Genomic DNA, 21,928 nt, shown 5'->3' with positions numbered 1-21,928 from the left:
CAACCATTAAGGAGGCTTATTTACTCCATGTCCGAGCTCCAACATGCACCACAGCCTTTATCCTATCGCACACTTGCGGCTCCCGTCCACGTTGAATTGACAGAAAAGAGATCTCGATTTCTCTGTTCATTGATCCCTGTTGCTTCAGAAAGCGACGTTCATACTCATGTAGCGGAGATCCGCAAGCAGTTCTGGGATGCTTCTCACCACTGCACGGCATTTCGACTCAAAGAGGGGATTGAGCGCTCCCATGATGACGGCGAACCATCTGGTAGTGCAGGCATACCGATGTTGCACGCATTACAGCAACATCAGGTGCAAGATGTACTAGCGGTCGTCACGCGGTACTTTGGTGGAACCTTGCTTGGTGTTGGCGGACTCGTGCGCGCCTATAGCCGAGCTGTCATCCACTCTCTTGAACGTGCACAGTTTCTCGAGATAGCGCCACATGACCTATATCGGTTTTCGATCACCTATGGACAATACGATCTTGCCATTCATCGTTGCAATCAAGCGGGCTTTGACGTAGAAGCTACATTTGCAGAACACATTACGCTAACTGTGATCGTTCCTTCTACTGCACGCGATGAGGCACGTGCACTGATTGCAAGCATCACTCATGACGATCGAGCTCGTGTGCCTATCGCAACTGAAATGCGTCCCTCAGCAGTACAAAACAGTAGATTCTGAACTGCCCACCATCCTAGTCACAAAAAAACGATGAGGTAGTAGGCTCACCGTTTTGTCACTCCGATCGATCCTTACTTCTCCTAATCCTTCCTTGCAAGCCAAGCGCGTATCGCACCCTGTATGAGCGGTTCGATATACTCCATCACTACATCCTGTCTTTGCTGTAGCGTGAGGTGCTTCACATATCCTGTGACGCCCGAGTAGATACGCTCTTCAAATTCACGTATGATGCCATTTGATCCATACAATCCACTCTCTAGTTCACGTATCGACTTGCGTCCTTCTCCATCCGGTTGATCTTCTGCGCACATGTTCTCCAAATCTTCATTCATCTGCTCATTGCCCAGTCTGTTTTCTCCGATGGCATGAAAGACAATATAGGTGGCGTCAGACAAGTTATTTTGCAATCCCCGCCACTTTTGCACTGTCTCGATCTCACGACCGTTGAGTAAGCGGACTATCCCGATGCCGCGTTTGGAGCGTGTCGTACGTATCGTTTCCAATCGGATAAATCCGTATGTCTCATCACCTGGTACTTTTGCGTGAACCGTTTTACACATAACAAATGTATGCCCTGCCCAGTGAATCGGCAAATTCTGACGATGGACCCACTCTTCTGAGTACATCTTGCGATACTCCGTATAGTCAAAACCATAAGGGCGCAACAAATACTTCATGATCGTCAGCGGTGGCCGTGGATCGATGAGTTCCTCATTGTCCAGAGTTAAAATGCGCGAAACAAATCCTACGCCATCTTCATAATGCGGCAATACGGCTACAATTTTTGCAACGACCAGATGATTACGCTTCACTGACAGACCCCCAGGATGTGTGATTTTGCAAAAATTCTAAGACTACTATTTATGTAATAGTTTTAGAACAGTCAGCAATTATACATGTGTTACTAGATACAAAGTTGTCTACTACGCCAACCTCTTCTATCTTTAGGCAATATTACATGATTAATAAGATTTTCACAATATCAAACTGAGCAATTTGTAAGAATTATTTTTCTATCATACGATCTATCTGCGCGCAATACAACTAGGACCGGTCCGGAAGGATCAAAGAATGAAAAAAACAACGCACGATGCCCAAAACGAACGTATTCTAGTAAACCTTTTAGAGCTTGCGCAGGCAGGTGATCCACTCTCTTTACAAGAATTGTGCACGCGCTTTACCCCACTGATCTTACGCATGGCAAAATACTATCAGACAGACGTACTACCGATGGAAGATTTGATCCAGTCAGGCTACGAACAGTTACTCCGAGCCATACGAGAATACGATACGGTGCAGGGTGTGTATTTTTCATACTTTCTCAAATTGCGTGTGCGCACGGGCATGTGGTCATATGTCCGCAGTGCAAACCGAGTGGCAAGCCGCACGCTACATAGCATACGAACACTGAGTGATGAAGAAGACGTCGATCTACTGCAACGCATCCCTGACAGAGCTGCGAGCGCATCCTATGAGTTAGCCGAGTGGTACGACTTGTTTGACCTTCTTTCACCGCGCGAACGCATCGCCATGGAGCAACTCGTCATAGCAGGGCTTACAAGCACTGAGGTTGCTGCCACCTATGGTGTATCGCCTGAAACCGTCAAGACATGGCGCAAACGGGCACAAAAGAAACTCGTGCAGGCCCTTCGGCACTAGTAAAGGCATATGGTCTCTAGTAAGGGGGCATGGTCTCTAGTGAAGGCTAAAGGCATATGAAGCGAGGAGTTCATACGCTCGCAAAAGATCATTCACTCTATGATCGGCATAAAGTCTGTATGTGATGTGGACGTTGCTATCATGTAGCTAGGACGACTTATGTCGTGCACGTTCGTACCTTATCTTCGTTACACGCGTCATACACAAAGTGGGTCGTATACAATTGCCTGTACAGAAGGCATTGTATACGACCCACTTCACATTCATCGGTACCATGACATCAGGCCGAGCGATCAACTACCACTATCTACCATTCATCACTAACTGAGCTGATCCTCAAGTCCCATCATTTTATTGGCTATATTTATCGCATCGGATGACATTTCATACGCCTGTTGCGTTTGCACCAGTTGGGACATCTGTTGATTGAGGTTGACATTCGATCCTTCTAGCATTGAACCTTTCACCTGACCAAATAACGATGTCGGCGCACCAGGTGTCCCGTTTGTGGTAACCGCGTAGCCGGGATTGAGCGCATACACCGAGTTCCCTACACTATATAGCGCACTTCCTGGATGAGATACATAGGCAAGACCTAGCTGTCCAATGCGAACAGGTGTGCCAGTCGCGGTCACGCCTGTAAGGATGCCATCAGGCGCTACAGATACTGTGCTTGCATTGACACCCGTCATATCAAGTGGTTGTCCACTTGTTGAGAGCACCGGCGAACCGTCAGGAAGTGCCAGAAATGCCGTACCGGTTTTAGCGTCCTGACTCTCAATAAAGTGTCCTGCACGCGTATATCCCACACGCCCACCGCTTAATCCCACGGTGAAAAACCCATCTCCCACAACGGCCATGTCGAGTGGATCCTGTGTCTGCAACGTACTTCCATTTGCAAAAGACTCACGGTTGAATACTGCATGAGCCCCATCGCCAAGCCACAATCCAGCTGCCGTCTGTCGATCAGGCAGTCCCTCTGTCAGTGGAGACTGACCATACACCTGCGTCAAATTGTCTTCAAATGTCGCCCCAACGCTCGCATACCCTGGTGTATTGACGTTGGCAATGTTATTGGAGATGGTATCGAGTTGGAGCGACTGACTCAACAACCCCGATCCAGCCACCGAAAGCAGTGACATCCCCTTCATCCCCTTCTTAGTCTAAGATATACCTGCAAGCAGGGGTCGAGCGCTACCCGAAAACGCGCACGGAGTGTACGTTCCTGGTACATGAGTACGCGTTTTCGGCGTAAGCTCGGGCCATGCGCCGTAGAGTTCTTACTCCGCCTCTGACTTCCTCTACAGGTTGGGGACGGAGCCGATGGAAGAGACAGCTAATTTAATCGTAGAATCAATATCCTGAGTGAGCGTCTGGTTGGCCTCAAAGTTGCGATAAATCTGCAGCATGTTCACCATGTTTTGCGTCGAATCGACGTTTGAGCGTTCGATGGCGCCCGCTTGCACTGTTGCTGGACTTTTGCTATACGCGGTTGTCGCAGTCGGTAGGTAGCCTGTCTGTCCAAGCGCTTGTAGTGTATCCACGTTGACCGCCACCGGTGCAAATGTAGCGTTTGCAAGAGGAGCACCTGTCGCAGCATCGACAATCCGATACGAAGGTTGACCTGCCCCATCCACAAGTGGCGCTCCATCTGGTCCAAAGACACTCTGCCCCTGATACGCGGGGTTTAGCTCAATCGCAGATTGTAGCAGAGGTTGTCCATTACCCGAGACGGCTAGCACCCGCTGACCTGCCCCATCGTACAGCAATTGATTGCTCCCCATATGAAACTGTCCATCACGCGTCATCGCAACACTAGTTTGACCATCTGCAGCGGTATTGGCCACTGCGAAAAAAGAGTGTACGCCACCAGTCACTGCGCTTGACATCTGCACATAGGGTCCGGGTTGTCCATCTTTTACAGGTCCTACTACCTGTCCGTCTGAAAGGACGATGTGATACGATGGTTGACCTGCTGCATCGATGACAGGACTTCCATCTTCTCCAAACAACTGCAGCCCATGATAGGACGAGTTTGCGATCACGCGCGCTCCTGCAAGCGGCGATCCATCGGCCGCCACGGGTACAATCGGCGCACCAGCAGCCGTTTCGATCACGCCACCTCTACCAACCACAAAGGACAACGTGTTTGCCAGTTGTACCGCTCCAGGTACAGCACCCGCACCTGTGGCTTGTGCATAGACAGACGTCCCTGCCACCGCAGGATCTTGAATCGCGAGATCAAGCGGTTGACCTGTGGACTCGATCGAACCTTGTACAAAATCAGGTACTGCTTCTTGAAAGAGCGCACCCCGATTGACCGTGCCAAGCGGCGTTGCCCCTTGGCCATCCGAGCCAAGTTCATAGCGCATCAGAAGTTGTTGTGGGAATGCCATCAATTCTCCCGACGACTGTTTAAATCCAGGTGTGGTGGCGTTTGTTAAATTATTCATCACCACTTGTTGCCATCGCTCATCAGCTAACAAGCCCGATCCAACGGTTGAAAGTCCATCCATCTGCTCTCATCCTATCTACTGTTCCGTCACGGAGGCTACTTACGCGCGATAACGCTGTGACTTTGCCGGAGGGCGACCCCATTTATCGATGTTTTCAAGAAATACACCGGTGCCGCGCGCAACGCATGTCATCGGGTCGTCTGCGATATAGACAGGCACTTGAAGCTCATCGAGCAACAGCTTGTCCATCCCATGGAGCAACGCCCCACCACCTGTCAAAATCACGCCTTTATCAAATATATCTGCTGCAAGTTCAGGCGGCGTCCGCTCTAGCACGCTCTTGGCTGCAGAGACGATCGCAAAGGCAGACTCTTCAAGCGCTTCGACCATGTCATCTGTGTGAATCGTTACCGTCTTTGGCAGTCCCGTCATCATATCGCGACCGCGCACATCCATCTCTTCTTGTCTTAGTCCGCGCTTGACAGACACCACGCGGATCTTTATATCTTCCGCAGTGCGTTCCCCAATTAATAGATTGTGGTTGCGTTTTATATATCGAATAATCGCTTCATCGAACTTGTCCCCAGCCACGCGAATAGAAGAGGCGGTGACGACGTCTCCTAATGACAGTACAGCGACATCCGTCGTACCTCCGCCAATATCAACGACCATACTTCCACTGGGTTGCGTAATATCGAGACCTGCTCCAATCGCAGCTGCCTTTGGCTCTTCAATCAGGTATACATGCTTCGCACCTGCCGCTTCTGTCGCTTGTCTGACTGCCTTTTGTTCTACTGACGTAATACCAGCTGGAACACAGACGGCAACCCGTGGCTGTGACAATAGTCCTTTGCCGATCGTCCTTGTAATAAAGTGTTTTAGCATAATTTCTGTTATCTCAAAGTCTGCAATCACGCCGTCACGCAATGGCCGAATCGCTAGAATGTTCCCAGGCGTGCGGCCGAGCATGCGACGAGCTTCTTCTCCTACTGCAACGACACGTTTTGTCTGACTCTCAATGGCAACAACTGATGGCTCGTTTAACACGATACCGCGTCCGCGCACATGAACAAGGACGTTAGCTGTCCCCAAATCAACTCCAATATCTTTCTTAAACATCATAAAATCCTCTCTGACGTGAAACTAGGTGATCATCTCTCACCTAGGCATAGAACGGGACACATCTTGCAAGTGACTCCATCTCCTACTACGCTCCTTATTGAGTTCTACATACGAACGCCAAATCCTCTTCCCACCGTAATATTTTTCGTCATTTTTCGTTTTGGTTCATCCTTTCGATATTTTTCTTTGGTTGCCTCACCGCCGCGTAAATGTCGAATTGACTTATGGTACTCTAGGATTTCCTTGACGCGGTTCGCGAGGTCTGGGTTAATCTCTGGTAGTCGCTCTGTCAGGTCTTTATGCACGGTGCTTTTGGAGACGCCAAATTCGCGGGCAATCGTTCGGACGGTATTGCGAGTCTCGACGATATACTCGCCGATCTTGATCGTTCTCTCCTTGATGTAGTCGTGCACACCCTCGCCTCCCCCATGTTTCGCAAGTCTGGTACAGTATATGAGGGGGTGTACAGCATATGCTAAAATCCGTCGATTTCACGAACTTCGGCCTACTTATCACGGTGTTGCTCGTCCTTACTCCTTCTATCACCGCTTTTTGATAACATAGAAAAAGCTGCTTCTCTCTACGAAGCAGCTCGGTCTATTTTTTACTTTACCTGCTAGAGACATGCTTACACAAAGTAACTCTATGACATCGACTTTGGAAGAAGTGAGGATGGATCTACAGCCACTCCATTTTTCTCTACTTCAAAGAAGAGATGGTTGCCAAGGCTTGCTTCGCGTTGGTTATAACCACTCGCTCCAAGATCTTGTCCTTGCGTGACTTGTTGCCCCTCTTTTACGTCAACCGTACCTAAAGATTGATAGGTTTCCGTATAGCCATTGGCAGACTGTATAACGACTGTCCAACCCATCACAGGGCTGTTGCGTACATCTGTCACTGTTCCTGCAGAAGCTGCTACAACGCCAAACGTCTTGCTATTGCCAGCCATTGCGATGTCCACGCCGGTCGATCCTTGATAACTTTGATCATAGCTTACCAAATCTGCCGCAAGTGTTTGCAGCGTTGCCCCTTTGGCATTAGCGTCAAAGAACCCGCGAACCACGCGAGCATCAGTCGTATCTGGTGCAATCGGCCACACAAAACTAGTTGTTGTTGCAGTGGTCACGGCAGCAGGTTGACTAGTTTTCACTGCTTGTCCCGCCGCATCGTTGTTCCCTACATTGACCATCCGATGTGCCTGTCCATACATAAGGGCAATAATAAATGCCGCAGCCATGAGATACAGCGCAGGGAATGCCCAGCGTTTTGCAAAAAACGCCTTCCATTTACTTTCCCCAGAATGGTTGTCTTCCGGCATCTGATCATCATTTTGGATGCCATTTTGTTGCTTGTTTTCATCCTGATTCATAGCTCATCACCTCATTTCGCAGTCTCGCCAAAATGAAGTAGTATTAAACAAGTTTTTGTAAAAATAGACTAAAAATTATACGCATACCCGCCAACGCATCGGTCTTTCGCTAACTCTTGTATCCTCTTACTACTGAATCGTTTGTGTAGGACTCATTTGCATCCCTTCACCTTCAGATACATCACTCAAGGTAGACTGCGCCTGATCCTCACTAGGATAGACCAGATCATAGTATTCAGGATGCTCTGACATCATCACGCCGCGTTTGACTGCTTCCCAGTACCCTGTGATCATTTTTGAATACCACGCCATAGCCAATACACTCCTTTTCCTGTTCTTGGCCATAGTGTTGCCTTAATAAACAGCTTATATCCACACACAAAAAGGCGCCGCAGATCGCTTGATCAGCAATCTACAGCGCCTTGCGAGGGAACCATGCTCCCTTTTTTCACTACATCTAGCTTGTACTAGCACGAAAAGTCTTATGCGTGTCCTTCACTCATCAGAATCTTCCATATAGCGGTTCTACCTTAGTTCGCCTGTACCAAATGTAGAGGTGGCCTTGCATCCGTCCGAATCAGATCCGCTCCAAGCATGCGCAACTTCCCGACAAGATCGCTATATCCCCGATCGATATGTTCGAGTCCTGTAACGATCGTCTCACCTTCTGCTACCAGTCCTGCTAGCACAAGCGCCGCTCCTGCGCGCAAATCCGTGGCATGGACTTTCGCACCAGTCATCAGTGCACCGCCCTCGATAATCGCACTGCGACCTTCTACCTTCACATCGACGCCCATGCGTCTCATCTCCGCTACATGCAAGAAGCGGTTTTCAAATAATGTTTCTGTGATAATGCTCACGCCATCTACTGTTGCTAAAAACGCAAGAATCTGCGCTTGCAAATCCGTAGGAAATCCGGGATGTGGCAACGTCTTCACATCGATGGGGTGCAATGGCCCATCTACGCGAACGCGAATACCGTGAATATCATCCTCAATCGTAACACCAGCTTCTCGCAGTTTTGCACATAAAGGACTCAAGTGATTGTAAATTGCACCTTCAACAAGGACATCGCCACGCGTAATCGCCGCTGCAAGCATATATGTGCCTGCCTCAATGCGATCTGGAATCACTGTATGCATCACTCCGTGTAGTTGTTGCACGCCTTGAATGCGAATCACATCTGTACCTGCACCGCGCACTTTTGCACCCATCTTGTTTAAGTAGTTCGCTACATCGACAATTTCTGGTTCTTTTGCTGCATTTTCGATAATCGTTTGCCCTTCAGCTAGCGCCGCTGCCATCATCGTGTTAATCGTGGCACCGACACTTACGACATCAAAATACACACGTCCCCCGCGTAATCGCCCATCTACAAACCCTTCTACATATCCGTGTTCAATGATAACGTGTGCACCTAATGCTTCAAATCCTTTTATATGTTGATCAACCGGTCGTTCCCCAATGTTACAGCCACCAGGTAATGGTATCCGAAAGTGTCCCGCTCGTGCAAGAAGTGGCCCTGCCACCCAAAAGGATGCGCGCATCTTACGTACTAACTCATACGGTGCAGTCGTACTCACTAAGCGTTCTGCACAAAGACGCAAGCGACCATCTACTGCTAGTTCTGCTTTAGCTCCAAGGCTTTTCACAACGTCAGCCAAGTTCTGAATATCTGTTAAATAAGGTACATCTTCGATGATCGTCTCACCGGTCGCAGCTAATAATGACGCTGCCATAATAGGTAGCACGGCGTTTTTAGCGCCATCTACCCGAACCGTCCCCATGAGGCGCTTGCCCCCGGTTATCTTGATTGTAGCCACTCTTTGTAACCCCCATAGGCGATCGCGTACGAACATTCCTTTTATATCTTCATGTTCGCACGTAATACTAGTATTCTAACGTGATTATCGGACTCCCGACAAGTACTTTCGTATTATGTTCAAAACTATCTTCGTGCATCGCCACTTGTATATTGACCAATTGTTTTCCAGCCACAAGATAGGGTACTGGTGCCGCTCCATAGCCTGCAATGCTTGTGGTATAAGGATATACCATACTTTGTAGTTCCTTTGCAAAGACTGCCTGATACGCTTTTGCAATGCGTGTAGCACGTTCGGATTCACCTTGCAATCCAGGTACATTGCCAAAAAGTGTGCCATTGATTTTAGGTAATCCGCCAGCTTGTTGTGCCGTTTCAGTCAGTCTTGCATAAGCACTTGCAAACGCTTGTTCATCACTTGTTGTTCCAAGATACCGTAAAATGAGTACTGTTTGTGCAGGCGCATCAGGCAAAAGCATGCTCGCCATCTCAACACTTGTCGTTACATCCTTGGCGTGTGGCCCAAAACTCACTGTCCCTGACCACTGTGCCACATGATCATTTGGATCTTGATGTTCGTATAAGTGCATGTCGTGCAAGCCAAGTTCATGAGCATACGCCTTTGCTTCTGCAACAAGCGTTTTGACAGGAACAAACGCATTATGTAACGTTGTCCAATCATGCACTTCAAAGCCTGACATCTGCGCATGTGTGGCATTAAACGCGCGTTCTACAAATTGGGGGGTGTCATTTGACACTGGTCCATGCAGTACCTCTGCAAAAGTTTGCCCTGCAAAGTACGACATCACCGTTGTTATAGCAAGCCCTAATAGCACTAGTTTTTTCATTTCTCGCATCTCCCATGCATCGAATGTGATGCTATGCAGTATAGCCAGGGAGATACGAGTTTTATACTAGACTACGAGACTTATGTGTGCATCATCGACGCGCCTGTCACATATTGAACAATAAAACCGGCAATTCCAGTACCGATGAGAATCGCTAAAAGGAGGCGTAAAAGACTGGCTGGTGGTGAATCCGGTTTTTTTAAAAATACGTCCCAGCGCACCGCGCCAAGCGCATACCAAGCGAGCAGTGTGCCCAGTAGTAAGCCGCCAATAGTCACGGCTCCTTGAACGCGAAAAGAGATCTCGGAAAAGTTACTCACCAGTCTTACCTCACTTCATACTATAGTATTCGACGTCATCCAATGGTTTTTGTCGCAGATTATTTTCCGAGCGCCCGATCAGCTAACTGTCTTACTGTGACGTCATCCATCGGCGGGTTGTGTAGCCCCGCACGAACATCGCGATAATAGCGTTCTAATGGATGGGTTCGCAGGATACTTTGACCGCCTGCCGTTCGCATGGCAAGATCCACCATAGCGACAGCAGCATTGGTCACGATGTACTTAGCAAGCGATAGATCCTCGCGCATACTGCGCTTTTGTTCCATCGTCGCCTCATCGTACCGCCTTGCAATCGCCCATAACACCGTCTCGGCCATCGCTCCTTGTGCTTCGAGCTGCCCGATTTTCTCGCGCACGTGTGGCACAGTTGCAATTGGTTTTCCTAAACTACTAGGTACATACGTTTTCACAAAATCTATCGTATAGTCGCGCGCTGCGTTGGCCACGCCAAGATAGGTGGCGGGGATGTGAAGTAACCACCCTGAGCCATCGCTGCTGCGTTTCGTTTTTTGTCCAGGAATGACGAGATCAAGTAAGTATGCATCCGGTACAAAGACATCTTGTAATACCACTGAATCGCTTCCGCTTGCGCGCATCGACATGCTGTCCCAAGACTTCTTAACATGTAAGCCCTCAGAGCCTTTATGTACCAAAAATTCGCCCACACGGTCATCTTCTGCCACATACGCTGTAATCAGAAAATGCGTGATCGCAGGACTGCCTGTCGCCCAGGTTTTTTCACCTGTGATGCGATAGCCACCTTCCACGCGCACAGCTTCCGTTGCTGGACGGCCCCCACGACTTGGACTCCCACTATCAGGCTCTGTTCCACAAGCGTTCACGAGTGCGATACCTAGTACTACGTCGCGGCAAAAATCCGCGTATAATTCCTCAGGCCATGCTTCTGTCATCGATAAGCTAAGGGTAATCCCAAGATGCCATCCCATCACAAGCGCTGCGGAAGGATCTCCATGCGCGAGTCGCTCTTGTGCGAGTAACAGCTGATACAAATCGCAGCCTCTTCCACCATATGCTTTTGGTACGGTCAGACTACTATAGCCTGCACTTTGCAAATAGGCAATCTGATCGCTCAGAAAGTCACCCGAGCGATCATACTGTTCCGCCTTTTTTCCTAGTTCGTCTGCCAGTGTTCCTACCCACGTGACGAGTTCTTGGTCTGCCGCATGTCGAATCTGCGCCTGCATCACATCTGCCTCCTCGCCTAGTTGACACAAAAAAGACCCGCACAAAGCGGGTCAATGGATGTCCCAGCGGTCATCCTGCGCCATGTGATCATGGCTTATATTGTAGCATGTTTATGGGATCAACCAAACCAATGAACTTGATTTAGTACATGTAAAAATGGCCCAGGTACAAGTCCAAGATACAAAGTTCCCAATGCACAAAGCCCTACAATGGTATTGAGCAAGCCACCTGACTTGATTTTTTCGTCATCCCCTGTGGGTTCAAGCACAAAGATGGCTTTGAGGATGCCAAAGTAATAGTAGAAAGCGACTGCCGATGTCGCAAATAAGATAATACCAAGCCAGTATTGACCTGCGTTAAACGCCACTAAGAAGATCATAAACTTCCCAAAAAATCCGCCTGTTAAAGGAAGTCCGGCGAGCGATAACAGAAATATCGCCATCATCGTAGCAAGCCAAGGGTTGCGCTTATAGAGACCTGCAAATGCCTCTACTTGATCTGAACCTCGCTCTTGCGACACCTTGGATAGGACGGCAAATGCGCCAATTGTCATCACTGCGTATACAAAGAGATAAAACGAAATCGACGACAATGCCTGCCACATATTGGATACATTTTGCGTTTGGCCAATCGCAGCAAACGGCATAATCAGATACCCAACCTGCCCAATACTTGAATACGCCAAGATCCGCTTTACATTGTGCTGTGCAAGTGCGCCAAAGTTACCCACAACCATCGTGATCACCGACAGCCATGCCATCAGCAACCACCAATCTTGAAACTTGTCCCCAAAAGCGAAGATAAACACGCGCAACATAAACGCGATCACTGCTGCTTTTGAGACGACAGCAAGATAGGCTGTAACTGGTGTTGGTGCACCTTCGTACACATCCGGTGTCCACATATGAAAGGGCACCACGGAGATCTTCACAGCAACGCCTGCGAGAATGAGCGCAAATGATACAAATAAGATGGCGCTGTCGTTTGCCCAATCATTTTGCAGTGCTACGGCAATTTGTCCAAGGTTAGTGGAACCTGCCACACCGTATAAAAAGCTCAATCCATACAGGATCGTGGCGGAAGCAATCGACCCTACGATCAGGTATTTGAGTCCACCTTCTGCCGATCGACCGTCCCTGCGATTGAGTGCAACGAGAATATAGGTTGCAATGGATAACAGTTCTAGTCCGACATACAGTAGCACAAGATCAATGCCAGAGGTGATGATCATCGCACCACCTGATGCAAACAGCAGGAGATAGGAATACTCATAAGGCAATGCCTTTTTGCGCTGTTCCGCAATCGCTAGAAGGATCACAAGAAATGTTCCAAGCAGGATGACCAATTTGAATATATTACTAAAGCCATCAACCACGAAATTTGCATTGGAATAGACGAGAATTCCCTCATCAAATCGAGAAATAATGAGTATCGCCGCAACGATCACGTCGATCACTGCAAGCCACGGTACCCACTGGCGCTTGTTCTGAGGCAACAGCAACTCGATGAGCATGATGAGAAAAGCGCCACCTATGACGATGACTTCTGGACCCATACTGCGCCAAATATCACTAAAGGATACTACATGCATCGCACTTTCCACGCCCATCTAACCCCCTATCCTTGCCGCGATCGCCTGTGCGGTGCCATGCACCACGTCGCCAAGTACTCCTGGGAACACGCCGATGAGAACGACGAGGATCACAAGAACCACCATCGGCACATATTCGATCGCCTCTGCATCCGCCATCTCTGGCAAGGACGTATTGACTGGGCCAAATGTTGTGCGTTGCATGGCCCACAGTAGATAAAATGCGGCAAATATCATACTCAGTGTGGCGAGCGCAGAGAGTGTTGGGAAGGCTGCAAACCCACCGACAAAGAGTGAAAACTCACTGATAAATCCGCTGAGTCCTGGAAGTCCAACAAATCCAAGCGCGGCAACTAGCATCACGCCTGAGATGACCGGCAGGGACTTGGACAAGCCTCCGAGGTTTTCGATCGCAAATGTCCCTGTTCGATCTGCCTGTGCTCCGACTGTAAAAAACAAAAGCGACGTCAAGAGTCCTGATGACACGAGCATAAAGACGGCTCCCTGGATGCCGATCTCTTGCATCGATCCGATCGCAAGCAACACTAAGCCCATGTGGCTAATGCTTGAAAAAGCAATCAAGCGCCGCCAATCTTTAGACGCAACGGCCACAATCGCTCCGTACAAGATGCTGATCAGGCCAAGCACAGCAAGCCACATGGCGTAGTGTGCAAGTCCTAGCGGCAACATGGATACGGCAAAGCGCAGCATCACGTAGAGCCCAATTTTCATGAGCGCGCCGCCAATCATCATGTTTGTTCCAGTATCGCTCTGTTCATGCGTATCAGGTAGCCACGTGTGAAAAGGCACAAATGCTTCTTCAATGAGTACCGCTAGCAAAAACACGAGAAAAAGCACGTTTTGTGTTGCGGCTGGTATTTGTATGAGTCTTGCCTCAGTTAACAACTGTGAAATGGACAGTGTCAAAAAGTCTGGGGCATTGGGGATCATGATCGTCGAACTTGCTGCTTGCGCCTTCACTGCATACACATACGCAAGCCCGATTAATCCCGCTAGTAACACGACGCTTGCGAGTCCACGATAGATTAAAAACTTCGTGGCGGCATAGTGACGTAATTCCCCACCCCAAGTGTTAATCAACAAATAACTAGCGACGAGTGTCGACTCGAGAAAGAAAAAGAATGTAAAGATGTCTGATGCCGCAAAGACACCATATAACCCCATGGTTAAAAACAGCATCCAGAAGTAGTGACTCTTCACGCGCTCTGTCACTTTGAAGCTTCGAATCATGGTGAGTGTGCTCACCACACCTACTAACATCACTAGTGGCATGGAGATGCCATCGACACCAAATGACAGGTTGATATGGAGCGTGAGCATATTGAATGCATTGTCTATATTCATCCACGTCGTTGTAAAGGGATACTGTAGATCTGTGATCCGCTTATCAAATGCGAGATAAGCCGATAGTGAAAAGCACGCCGGAATCAATGCGCCAATGAATGCGACTGCACGGATGATCCCGTGTGAGCGAGCAGGCATCGCAAGGACGAGCAAACCCGCTAAGAGTGGGATGACAACAATGAGCATCAACACGTCTTCCATCAGAGGACACCTCCAATGCGAAGCGCTGCGAGCACGACTATCGCAATCCCAAAGACTGTGACTAGCCCGTAGGTTTGAACTTGCCCATCTGCTGAATATTTCAGACTGATCCCACCTGTATATCCAATTTCACCGATTAAGCGAACAAGTCCATCGACGATATAGCGATCGAGAAACTGCAAACCATCTGCGATCGTGACGACAGGCAGCACAATGATCGCTGCGTAAAGCTCATCGATATACCACTTGTGAAAACTCAAGTGATACAAGATGCCCATGCGCTTAGCAAATGCATCTGCGCGTTTGCCATGGCTATAGAGAGAGTACGCAACCCAGATGCCGAGCAAACCAGTGACAGCCGATACGCCCATCAGTCCCCAGTTTGCGGGTGGATTGTAGCCGATGGGCCCACCCACTTGCAAAAAGTTCCCGAGAAATGGTGCAAACGGCGTATTGATAAACCCAGCAAATGTCGCTAGTAGTCCGAGGACAATCAGCGGAAGTGTCATGACCCAACTGCCTTCGTGCGGATGTTTATTGCCCTTATAGGTACCTGAAAACGTGAGAAAATACACGCGAAAAATGTACACCGCCGTAAAAAAGGCAGCGATAAGGCCAAATGCATACAACACATAATGCCCGCTATCAAACGTCGCAGTCAGAATATCGTCTTTAGACCAGAAACCTGCAAATGGCGGTATCCCTGATAAGGCGAGTGCACCAGCTAAAAATGTTGCGTGCGTAATGGGCATGTATTTGCGTAATCCACCCATCTCAAAGAGGTCTTGCGTATCGATGGCGTGAATGACACTACCTGCCGCAAGGAAGAGAAGTGCTTTAAAGAAGGCGTGCGTCATCAGGTGGAACATCCCTGACACGTATGCGCCAACTCCCATGGCCAGCATCATATATCCGAGTTGAGAAACGGTCGAATATGCGATCACGCGTTTAATATCGCGCTGGGTAAGTCCGATCGATGCGGCAAAGATGGCTGTGAAACCACCAATGATCGCAACGGTTTCACTTGCTCCAGGCGATGCTTGAAACAGCGGAAACATGCGTGCGACAAGATATACTCCTGCCGCCACCATCGTTGCTGCGTGAATCAATGCTGAGACGGGCGTTGGGCCTTCCATGGCATCTGGTAACCATACGTGTAGTGGAAACTGCGCTGATTTTCCTACTGCGCCTACAAACACGAGCAGTGCAGAGATTGTAACCCACCCTTGCACTGTCATCAGCCTCGTGATCGCATCGCGTCCTATCGTACCAAGACCTGCTTGCATACTTGAAAAGTGATGGAGATGTGCAAAAATCGTACTAAAGTCAAACGACCCTGTGCCTAGATACAGCAGAATCACACCAATAAATAATCCCACATCACCGATACGAGTAACCACAAATGCTTTTTTGGCGGCGACGGCAGCCTCTGGTTTGAAGTACCAAAATCCCACCAGAAGGTATGAACACACGCCTACAAGTTCCCAAAATATGTAGAGTTCGAGAAGGTTCGACGTAATGACAAGTCCTAGCATCGAGAATACGAATAGATTTAAATACTGATAAAACCGTGTGAAACGCTCATCGCCATGCATGTATGATTTGGAAAATAAGAATACGAGCGTACTCACTAGTGTCACGACGACTAACATGAGCGCATTTAAACTTGTTACTTGATAGCCCATCGTGATGGTTGTTGGACCAAAGGCAAGCCAATTATACACAACGGGTGCATATGGACCATGCCCTGCCACATCTGAAACAACACCTATGGAGATGATAAAACCAATGAAGACGGCGAGTACTGAGATGGTCGTAGTCGCCGCCTCACTCATGCGCTTACCAACAGCTAAAAGAAGTAAGTACGCTACGAGCGGTAGTACAGGAACAAGCCAAGTTAGACCGACCATACGATCACCCCTACCACTTCATGGAGTTCATATCGCGAACATCGCTTGTCTCGCGATGGCGAAAGAACGACAGTAAAATTGCGAGTCCAACAGCCACCTCTGCTGCGGCAATCGCGATAGTAAACAACGCGTACACCTGTCCATCGATGTTGGGCTTAGATAGAAAATGAGAAAAAGCCACAAGATTGATATTGGCCGCGTTTAACATCATTTCAATGGAGATCAACACGATGATTAAGTTGCGCTTCGTCAGTGCACCAAAGAGTCCAATTCCAAACAAAATGGCTGCGAGCGCAAGAAAGGGTTGCAGTGCCATGATTACTCCTCCTTCCTAGCAATCACAGCAGAACCTACAAGGGCAACTGTGAGTACTGCGGACACTAGTTCAAATGGAACGGTATACTGCTGGAAGATGGCATTTGCAAGTAATGTCACTGTGGACTGATGAAACGGTTGAAGCGCGTTGATGTTGTTACTTGTCCAAGGTGTACGGCGAATCGCATAAAGAATCGTTCCTACAAGGACTGCGATGACAACAAAAGTGACCGTGCTACGCAATGCGCCGACTTCATGCTGCATCTCGGCGCTCAGTCCGCGATGCGTGAGCATCAGCGCAAACACCATTAAAATGGTGATCGCTCCTGCATACACCATAATCTGAACAAATCCCACAAAATCCGCGCCAAGCAAGATGAAAATTCCTGCTACACCTAGAAAAACTCCTACAAGAGAGACTGCCATGTGCATGACGTTGGTCATCGTAATCATAAAGACAGCTGATATGATGATGATGAGCGCGAGCACAAAGAATGCGATGGTCTCACCTGTAATGGGTAGTCCAAACAGCATCACGCATCGCCCCCCTCTTTGGTCGCTACTGAACCATCCGCTGCTGTGCCTTTCGTCGAACGGTCAGCTGTTTCATTACCATTGCCACTTTCTTGTGTTGCTGTCTGTGTTGCCACTTGCTCTTCTTTGGCTGCTTGCGCTGCCGCTTCTTGTGCTTCTTTTTCTGCTTGTGCCTTTTGAGCCTGCAGCTTATTGTAGCTACCGTGATTCACGTGATTAGCATAGAGCCAGTGCATATCTTTGTACAAATCATCACGCGAATAGGTGGCTAGTTCAAATTGATCGGTCATCAAGATGGATTCGGTTGGGCACACTTCTGTACACAGATCACAAAGAATGCAAATTTCAAAATTAATATCGTACGTATCGATGTGTAATTTTTTATTTTCATCGCGACTACCTGATAGTGAAATGCAGTTGGTCGGACAAATGCGCGCACACTGGTTACACACGATGCACAATTCAGGAATAAATTCATGAATGCCGCGAAAGTGTTCTGGCCATACGGGCCGCACTTCCGGATACTGCAACGTCAGTTTTTTCTTTGTCATCTGACTGAACGTGACACTCAGTCCCTTTAGAAATCCAAACATTCTTGCCACCTCCTTCTTGTAATGCCACCTTGCCCTACCAGATCAGTGACAGTGCTCCGGTAAGTAGGATATTGAATAGTGCTACTGGGATGAGCACTTTCCACGCAAACGACATTAACTGATCGATGCGAATCCGAGGCATCGTAGCGCGCACCCAGAATAAGAAGAAGATAAACAGGCTGGTCTTTAATGCAAACCACAGCCACGATGGGAGAAATGGTCCTTCCCAACCGCCTAAAAAGAGTGTGGTTCCAAGTGCTGAAATCGCAAAGACGTACACATATTCAGAGAGCATATAAAACGCAAACCGAAACCCTGTATACTCAGTGAAATATCCTGCAACCAGTTCTGACTCGGCTTCTGGCAAGTCAAACGGCGTGCGATTGAGCTCAGCGATCGCCGCAATGACAAAGACGAAAAACCCGATGATCTGCGGAATAATGTACCACCCAAACCGATCTGTCGCTTGGTGCATGACGATGGTGTTTAAATTCAGCGAGCCAGATAACATGATCACGCCTAAAATGGATAATCCCAGAGGGATCTCATAGCTGATCATCTGCGCCGCTGAACGAAGTCCACCTACCAATGAATATTTGTTATTCGATGCCCATCCGCCAAGCACAATGCCGACAATCGATATGGATGAAAGCGCAATGTAATAAAGAACGCCTACATTTAACCCTGCTGTGAAAACGTGCGTAGCTGTGTATGGAATGACGGCTAGCACCATAAAAGACGGAACAAATGCAATGATAGGAGCAATCAAAAACATCGGACGATCAGCATGTGCAGGAACAATATCTTCTTTTAGCAGCAGTTTAAAGACGTCTGCCGCGCTTTGTAGGAGTCCTAGGGGTCCCACGCGATTGGGTCCTATGCGATTTTGCATCCAACCAATCACTTTTCGTTCAAAGTAAATGGTATACATGACGATCACAAGAACGAGAAGTAGGATCAGTACTGCACCGATGACCATCCCTAGAAAATGTAGCCATGTGAGTGGTTGCGTTTGCCACGAAAACATGCTAGGCGTCGACCTCCCCGAGTACAATGTCCACGGCTCCTAGGATCGCTATCAAATTGCCCATGCTTTGCCCAATCAATAATTTGCGCAAGATCTGTAAGTTGACAAAAGATGGCCGACGAAGTTTGAGTCGGTATGGTTTATCTTTGCCTTCTGACACGATGTAGACGCCGAGCTCTCCGCGTGCACCTTCGATGCTTGTGTAATACTCTCCTGCTGGTACGCGGATCATTTTCGGTACCTTGCCTATCACGGGACCATCGGGAACTTGTGCAATGGCTTGTTCGACGATGCGAATGGACTGTCGAATCTCCTCTAGATGGATGTAATAGCGGTCGTAACAATCGCCATTTTTTCCAACCACGACATCAAAGTCAAACTGATCATAAATGCCGTATGGGCGATTTTTGCGTAAGTCAAAGTTGATCCCTGTCGAGCGAAGATTGATACCTGATAGTGAATAATCTCGCGCTTCAGCTTGTGTTATGACCCCGATCCCACGTACGCGATGTAGAAAGATTTCATTGCCAGAGATGAGTTTATCGTACATTTTTACTTTTTCCCGCATGAATGGCACAAAATCGCGCACCTTTTCAATCCACTCGGGTGTGGCATCCCATTTGACACCACCTACACGCATGTAGTTGTAGGTCAACCTGGCTCCAGATATCTCGTTAAATAACTGCACGATACGCTCGCGTTCTTGAAACACGTAAAGAAATGGGCTCATTGCACCTAGATCGAGCAAATAGGTCCCTAAAAACAGCAAGTGTGATGCTATGCGGTTAAGTTCCATTACGATGATACGCAGATATTCTGCACGTGGTGGGATCTCGAGATCGAGCGCATATTCGACTGTGTGAACAAGTGCGTAGTTATTGAGCATCGCTGCAATATAATCTAAGCGATCGGTATAAGGAATAATTTGCGTATATTGCAATCCTTCAGCTAGCTTCTCCGTTCCACGATGCAAATAGCCAACAACTGGATCTGCATCGACAATCTGTTCACCATCTAGTGTAACGACTAAACGAAACACGCCATGTGTGCTCGGATGCTGAGGGCCAACGTTTAAGATCATTTCTTCTGAACGAAGGTCTGTACTCATCAGCGAGGCTCACCTCCCCGTTGCGGCATGTTTTGAAACTCGGAATAATCTTTGCGCAGTGGGTATCCATCCCAACCTTCCCACATCATGATCCGCCGCAGATCAGGATGACCTTCAAACGTCACGCCAAGAAGATCAAACACTTCGCGCTCTTCCCAGTTTACTCCTGAATACACCGGAGTAAGGGATGGTAATACAGGCATATCGCGAGGTGTTCTCGTCTTCACACTGATGTATGTACCGTGTGTCATGGAGTGTACATACATGACCACCTCGATGTAGTCCTTATAATCTGTTCCAGAAAAAAGTTCAACGTAATCAAATTGCTGATCTGGATCATCGCGCAAAAACATCATCGCCTCGCGCCACTTTTGTGCAGCTATACGCAGGATCGGAATGGTTTTGCTAGCCGTTACTTCTTCCACTGTACCTGCTCCGAGTTTCTTTTCGATCGCTTCTTTCATGCCTTCACCTTGCTTGATAGCTTGCTCCACACGTGGATCTGGCGGTGGTGGCGCTTTCGCAGCTTTTGCTGGTGTCGCCTTCACAACAGGTTTAGCTGCACTCTCACTTTTTTCTGCTGGTGGTGAAGTGGCTGGTGCAGGTTCTGCTGCATGCTTTTCCTTTGGTGTATCACTAGTAATGGTCGCAGACTTAGTCACTGGTGTCTCACTGGTTGAACCTGTTGGTGGCGTAGTCACTGCCACATCATCTGTCCCTGTACCTTGGTTAGATTCTTTAGCAGGTGCATCTTTACTTGGTTCTTGTGATTGTTCCGGTTGTACGATGTCTTCTCTTTTATCATCCGCCATCTTAACTCGACACCTTCTTTCCTGATGCCTCGATGCGGATTTTTTCCTGCAGTTTATTGAGCCCATAGATCAATGCAACTGGAGATGGCGGGCAGCCAGGGATGTACACATCGACTGGTACGATCTGATCGACACCTTTGACAACAGAATAAGAGCGCACATACGGTCCGCCTGCTGTTGCACACGACCCCATCGAGACGACCCATTTTGGCTCGGGCATTTGATCGTAGAGCCTACGTAACAAAGGACCCATTTTCTTAGTCACAGTGCCTGCGACGATCATGACATCGGACTGCCTTGGAGATGCGCGGAAAATGATCCCAAAACGATCGAGATCATAGTGTGATGCTCCTGCTCCCATCATTTCTATGGCACAACAAGCGAGACCAAAAGTAAGCGGCCACAGACTGTTGCTACGTGCCCATCCTTTGATCTGTTCCAGCGGTCCAATGACCACACCTGCACGGCGAAGTTCTGCCGACTCTTCCTTAGTAAATCCTTCGTACTCGAGCATGGGCAATTGAACATGTGGATTTACTTCCATTCGAGCACCTTCTTTCTCCAAGCATAAGCGAGACCGATGACGAGTAGGAGGATGAACATAAGCATCTCTACAAAACCAAACGTTCCGAGATGCCGAAATTCAACGGCCCATGGATACAAAAAGACAATTTCGACATCAAAGATGACAAATAGTAGTGCAAAGAGGTAATATCGCACATTAAAACGCGCTCTTGCATCGCCGATAGGCTCAAGACCGCTCTCGTAGGTGGTCTCTTTTGCGCGCGAAGGATGGTGCGGACGAAGCAAGGGTCCAATCACCATGAGCGACGAAAGTGGAAGAATGGTTCCTAATGCAAGAAAGATAAGGACAAAGATAAAATTATTGCCGTACAATACACCTGCACCCCCTTTACTTGGGAAGCTTATGCCCATGCATCTGCGTTCATCACATACCT

Annotated in this window: 23 protein-coding genes and 1 pseudogene; 2 read left to right on the top strand and 22 right to left on the bottom strand. The window is 48.4% G+C overall.

What is annotated here, in order from left to right; genetic code table 11:
* Window positions 1–27: 27 nt before the first annotated feature.
* Window positions 28–690, top strand: coding sequence for an IMPACT family protein (locus tag MM817_RS08310; protein ID WP_241713662.1), 663 nt, complete (start codon window positions 28–30; stop codon window positions 688–690).
* 80 nt (window positions 691–770) lie between these two features.
* On the opposite strand, the gene MM817_RS08305 is transcribed toward MM817_RS08310, so the two are convergent.
* Window positions 771–1,502 carry a hypothetical protein gene (locus MM817_RS08305; RefSeq protein WP_241713659.1) on the bottom strand — a complete coding sequence of 244 codons (732 nt, stop codon included), beginning with the start codon at window positions 1,500–1,502 and terminating at the stop codon, window positions 771–773.
* Window positions 1,503–1,761: 259 nt separating this feature from the next.
* Between MM817_RS08305 and MM817_RS08300 the strand changes: the two genes are divergently transcribed.
* Window positions 1,762–2,349 (top strand): sigma-70 family RNA polymerase sigma factor, encoded by a 588-nt coding sequence (locus MM817_RS08300; protein WP_241713657.1) that lies wholly within the window; start codon window positions 1,762–1,764, stop codon window positions 2,347–2,349.
* A 320-nt stretch (window positions 2,350–2,669) separates the two neighbouring features.
* On the opposite strand, the gene MM817_RS08295 is transcribed toward MM817_RS08300, so the two are convergent.
* The 21 genes and pseudogenes from MM817_RS08295 to MM817_RS08195 form a co-directional block, all read right to left on the bottom strand.
* Entirely contained in the window at window positions 2,670–3,491 is an 822-nt protein-coding gene (locus tag MM817_RS08295; RefSeq protein WP_241713655.1) for a flagellar hook-basal body protein, read from the bottom strand.
* Window positions 3,492–3,650: 159 nt separating this feature from the next.
* Window positions 3,651–4,865, bottom strand: a complete 1,215-nt coding sequence (locus tag MM817_RS08290) for a flagellar basal body rod C-terminal domain-containing protein (protein WP_241713645.1) — start codon at window positions 4,863–4,865, stop codon at window positions 3,651–3,653.
* A 39-nt stretch (window positions 4,866–4,904) separates the two neighbouring features.
* Window positions 4,905–5,924, bottom strand: coding sequence for a rod shape-determining protein (mreB, locus tag MM817_RS08285; RefSeq protein ID WP_241713643.1), 1,020 nt, complete (start codon window positions 5,922–5,924; stop codon window positions 4,905–4,907).
* 107 nt (window positions 5,925–6,031) lie between these two features.
* The gene (gene spoIIID, locus MM817_RS08280) at window positions 6,032–6,340 is read right to left on the bottom strand and encodes a sporulation transcriptional regulator SpoIIID (RefSeq protein ID WP_241713642.1); all 309 of its coding nucleotides are present in this window, start codon (window positions 6,338–6,340) and stop codon (window positions 6,032–6,034) included.
* Window positions 6,341–6,570: 230 nt separating this feature from the next.
* Entirely contained in the window at window positions 6,571–7,296 is a 726-nt protein-coding gene (locus tag MM817_RS08275; protein WP_241713640.1) for a M23 family metallopeptidase, read from the bottom strand.
* Window positions 7,297–7,425: 129 nt separating this feature from the next.
* Window positions 7,426–7,608 (bottom strand): hypothetical protein, encoded by a 183-nt coding sequence (locus MM817_RS08270; protein ID WP_241713638.1) that lies wholly within the window; start codon window positions 7,606–7,608, stop codon window positions 7,426–7,428.
* Between the two features lie 218 nt (window positions 7,609–7,826).
* Window positions 7,827–9,119: a UDP-N-acetylglucosamine 1-carboxyvinyltransferase gene (gene murA, locus MM817_RS08265; RefSeq protein ID WP_241713636.1), complete on the bottom strand. Its 1,293-nt coding sequence runs from the start codon at window positions 9,117–9,119 to the stop codon at window positions 7,827–7,829.
* 67 nt (window positions 9,120–9,186) lie between these two features.
* The gene (locus tag MM817_RS08260) at window positions 9,187–9,966 is read right to left on the bottom strand and encodes a YwmB family TATA-box binding protein (RefSeq protein WP_241713635.1); all 780 of its coding nucleotides are present in this window, start codon (window positions 9,964–9,966) and stop codon (window positions 9,187–9,189) included.
* Between the two features lie 80 nt (window positions 9,967–10,046).
* Window positions 10,047–10,286 carry a DUF1146 family protein gene (locus MM817_RS08255; RefSeq protein ID WP_241713633.1) on the bottom strand — a complete coding sequence of 80 codons (240 nt, stop codon included), beginning with the start codon at window positions 10,284–10,286 and terminating at the stop codon, window positions 10,047–10,049.
* Between the two features lie 59 nt (window positions 10,287–10,345).
* Window positions 10,346–11,512, bottom strand: a complete 1,167-nt coding sequence (locus tag MM817_RS08250) for an acyl-CoA dehydrogenase family protein (protein WP_241713630.1) — start codon at window positions 11,510–11,512, stop codon at window positions 10,346–10,348.
* Window positions 11,513–11,631: 119 nt separating this feature from the next.
* The gene (locus tag MM817_RS08245) at window positions 11,632–13,116 is read right to left on the bottom strand and encodes an NADH-quinone oxidoreductase subunit N (RefSeq protein WP_241713628.1); all 1,485 of its coding nucleotides are present in this window, start codon (window positions 13,114–13,116) and stop codon (window positions 11,632–11,634) included.
* A 6-nt stretch (window positions 13,117–13,122) separates the two neighbouring features.
* Window positions 13,123–14,670, bottom strand: a complete 1,548-nt coding sequence (locus MM817_RS08240; protein ID WP_241713627.1) for a complex I subunit 4 family protein — start codon at window positions 14,668–14,670, stop codon at window positions 13,123–13,125.
* The gene (gene nuoL, locus MM817_RS08235) at window positions 14,670–16,580 is read right to left on the bottom strand and encodes an NADH-quinone oxidoreductase subunit L (protein WP_241713625.1); all 1,911 of its coding nucleotides are present in this window, start codon (window positions 16,578–16,580) and stop codon (window positions 14,670–14,672) included. Before nuoL ends, MM817_RS08240 begins: the two co-directional genes overlap by 1 nt.
* 10 nt (window positions 16,581–16,590) lie before the next feature.
* Window positions 16,591–16,896, bottom strand: a complete 306-nt coding sequence (gene nuoK, locus MM817_RS08230; RefSeq protein WP_241713623.1) for an NADH-quinone oxidoreductase subunit NuoK — start codon at window positions 16,894–16,896, stop codon at window positions 16,591–16,593.
* Between the two features lie 2 nt (window positions 16,897–16,898).
* The gene (locus MM817_RS08225) at window positions 16,899–17,429 is read right to left on the bottom strand and encodes an NADH-quinone oxidoreductase subunit J (RefSeq protein WP_241713877.1); all 531 of its coding nucleotides are present in this window, start codon (window positions 17,427–17,429) and stop codon (window positions 16,899–16,901) included.
* A 206-nt stretch (window positions 17,430–17,635) separates the two neighbouring features.
* Window positions 17,636–18,022, bottom strand: a pseudogene (locus tag MM817_RS08220) (NuoI/complex I 23 kDa subunit family protein); the annotation flags it as partial.
* 34 nt (window positions 18,023–18,056) lie between these two features.
* Entirely contained in the window at window positions 18,057–19,049 is a 993-nt protein-coding gene (nuoH, locus tag MM817_RS08215) for an NADH-quinone oxidoreductase subunit NuoH (RefSeq protein WP_241713621.1), read from the bottom strand.
* A gap of 1 nt (window position 19,050) precedes the next feature.
* A complete protein-coding gene (locus tag MM817_RS08210) occupies window positions 19,051–20,157 on the bottom strand; it encodes an NADH-quinone oxidoreductase subunit D (protein WP_241713619.1) in 1,107 nt (368 codons plus the stop codon).
* On the bottom strand, window positions 20,157–20,969 hold the full coding sequence (locus tag MM817_RS08205; RefSeq protein ID WP_241713617.1) for an NADH-quinone oxidoreductase subunit C: 813 nt from the start codon (window positions 20,967–20,969) through the stop codon (window positions 20,157–20,159). Before MM817_RS08205 ends, MM817_RS08210 begins: the two co-directional genes overlap by 1 nt.
* Window position 20,970: 1 nt before the next feature.
* Complete coding sequence (locus MM817_RS08200; protein ID WP_241713608.1) at window positions 20,971–21,513, bottom strand: NuoB/complex I 20 kDa subunit family protein; 543 nt, start codon at window positions 21,511–21,513, stop codon at window positions 20,971–20,973.
* The gene (locus MM817_RS08195) at window positions 21,504–21,905 is read right to left on the bottom strand and encodes an NADH-quinone oxidoreductase subunit A (protein WP_241713606.1); all 402 of its coding nucleotides are present in this window, start codon (window positions 21,903–21,905) and stop codon (window positions 21,504–21,506) included. The genes MM817_RS08200 and MM817_RS08195 overlap by 10 nt, the downstream gene beginning before the upstream one ends.
* Window positions 21,906–21,928: the final 23 nt, after the last annotated feature.

Origin of the sequence: Sulfoacidibacillus ferrooxidans (genome assembly GCF_022606465.1) — a bacterium.
Lineage (GTDB): Bacteria > Bacillota > Bacilli > Alicyclobacillales > SLC66 > Sulfoacidibacillus > Sulfoacidibacillus ferrooxidans.
This window is presented reverse-complemented; position numbering and strand designations above follow the sequence as displayed.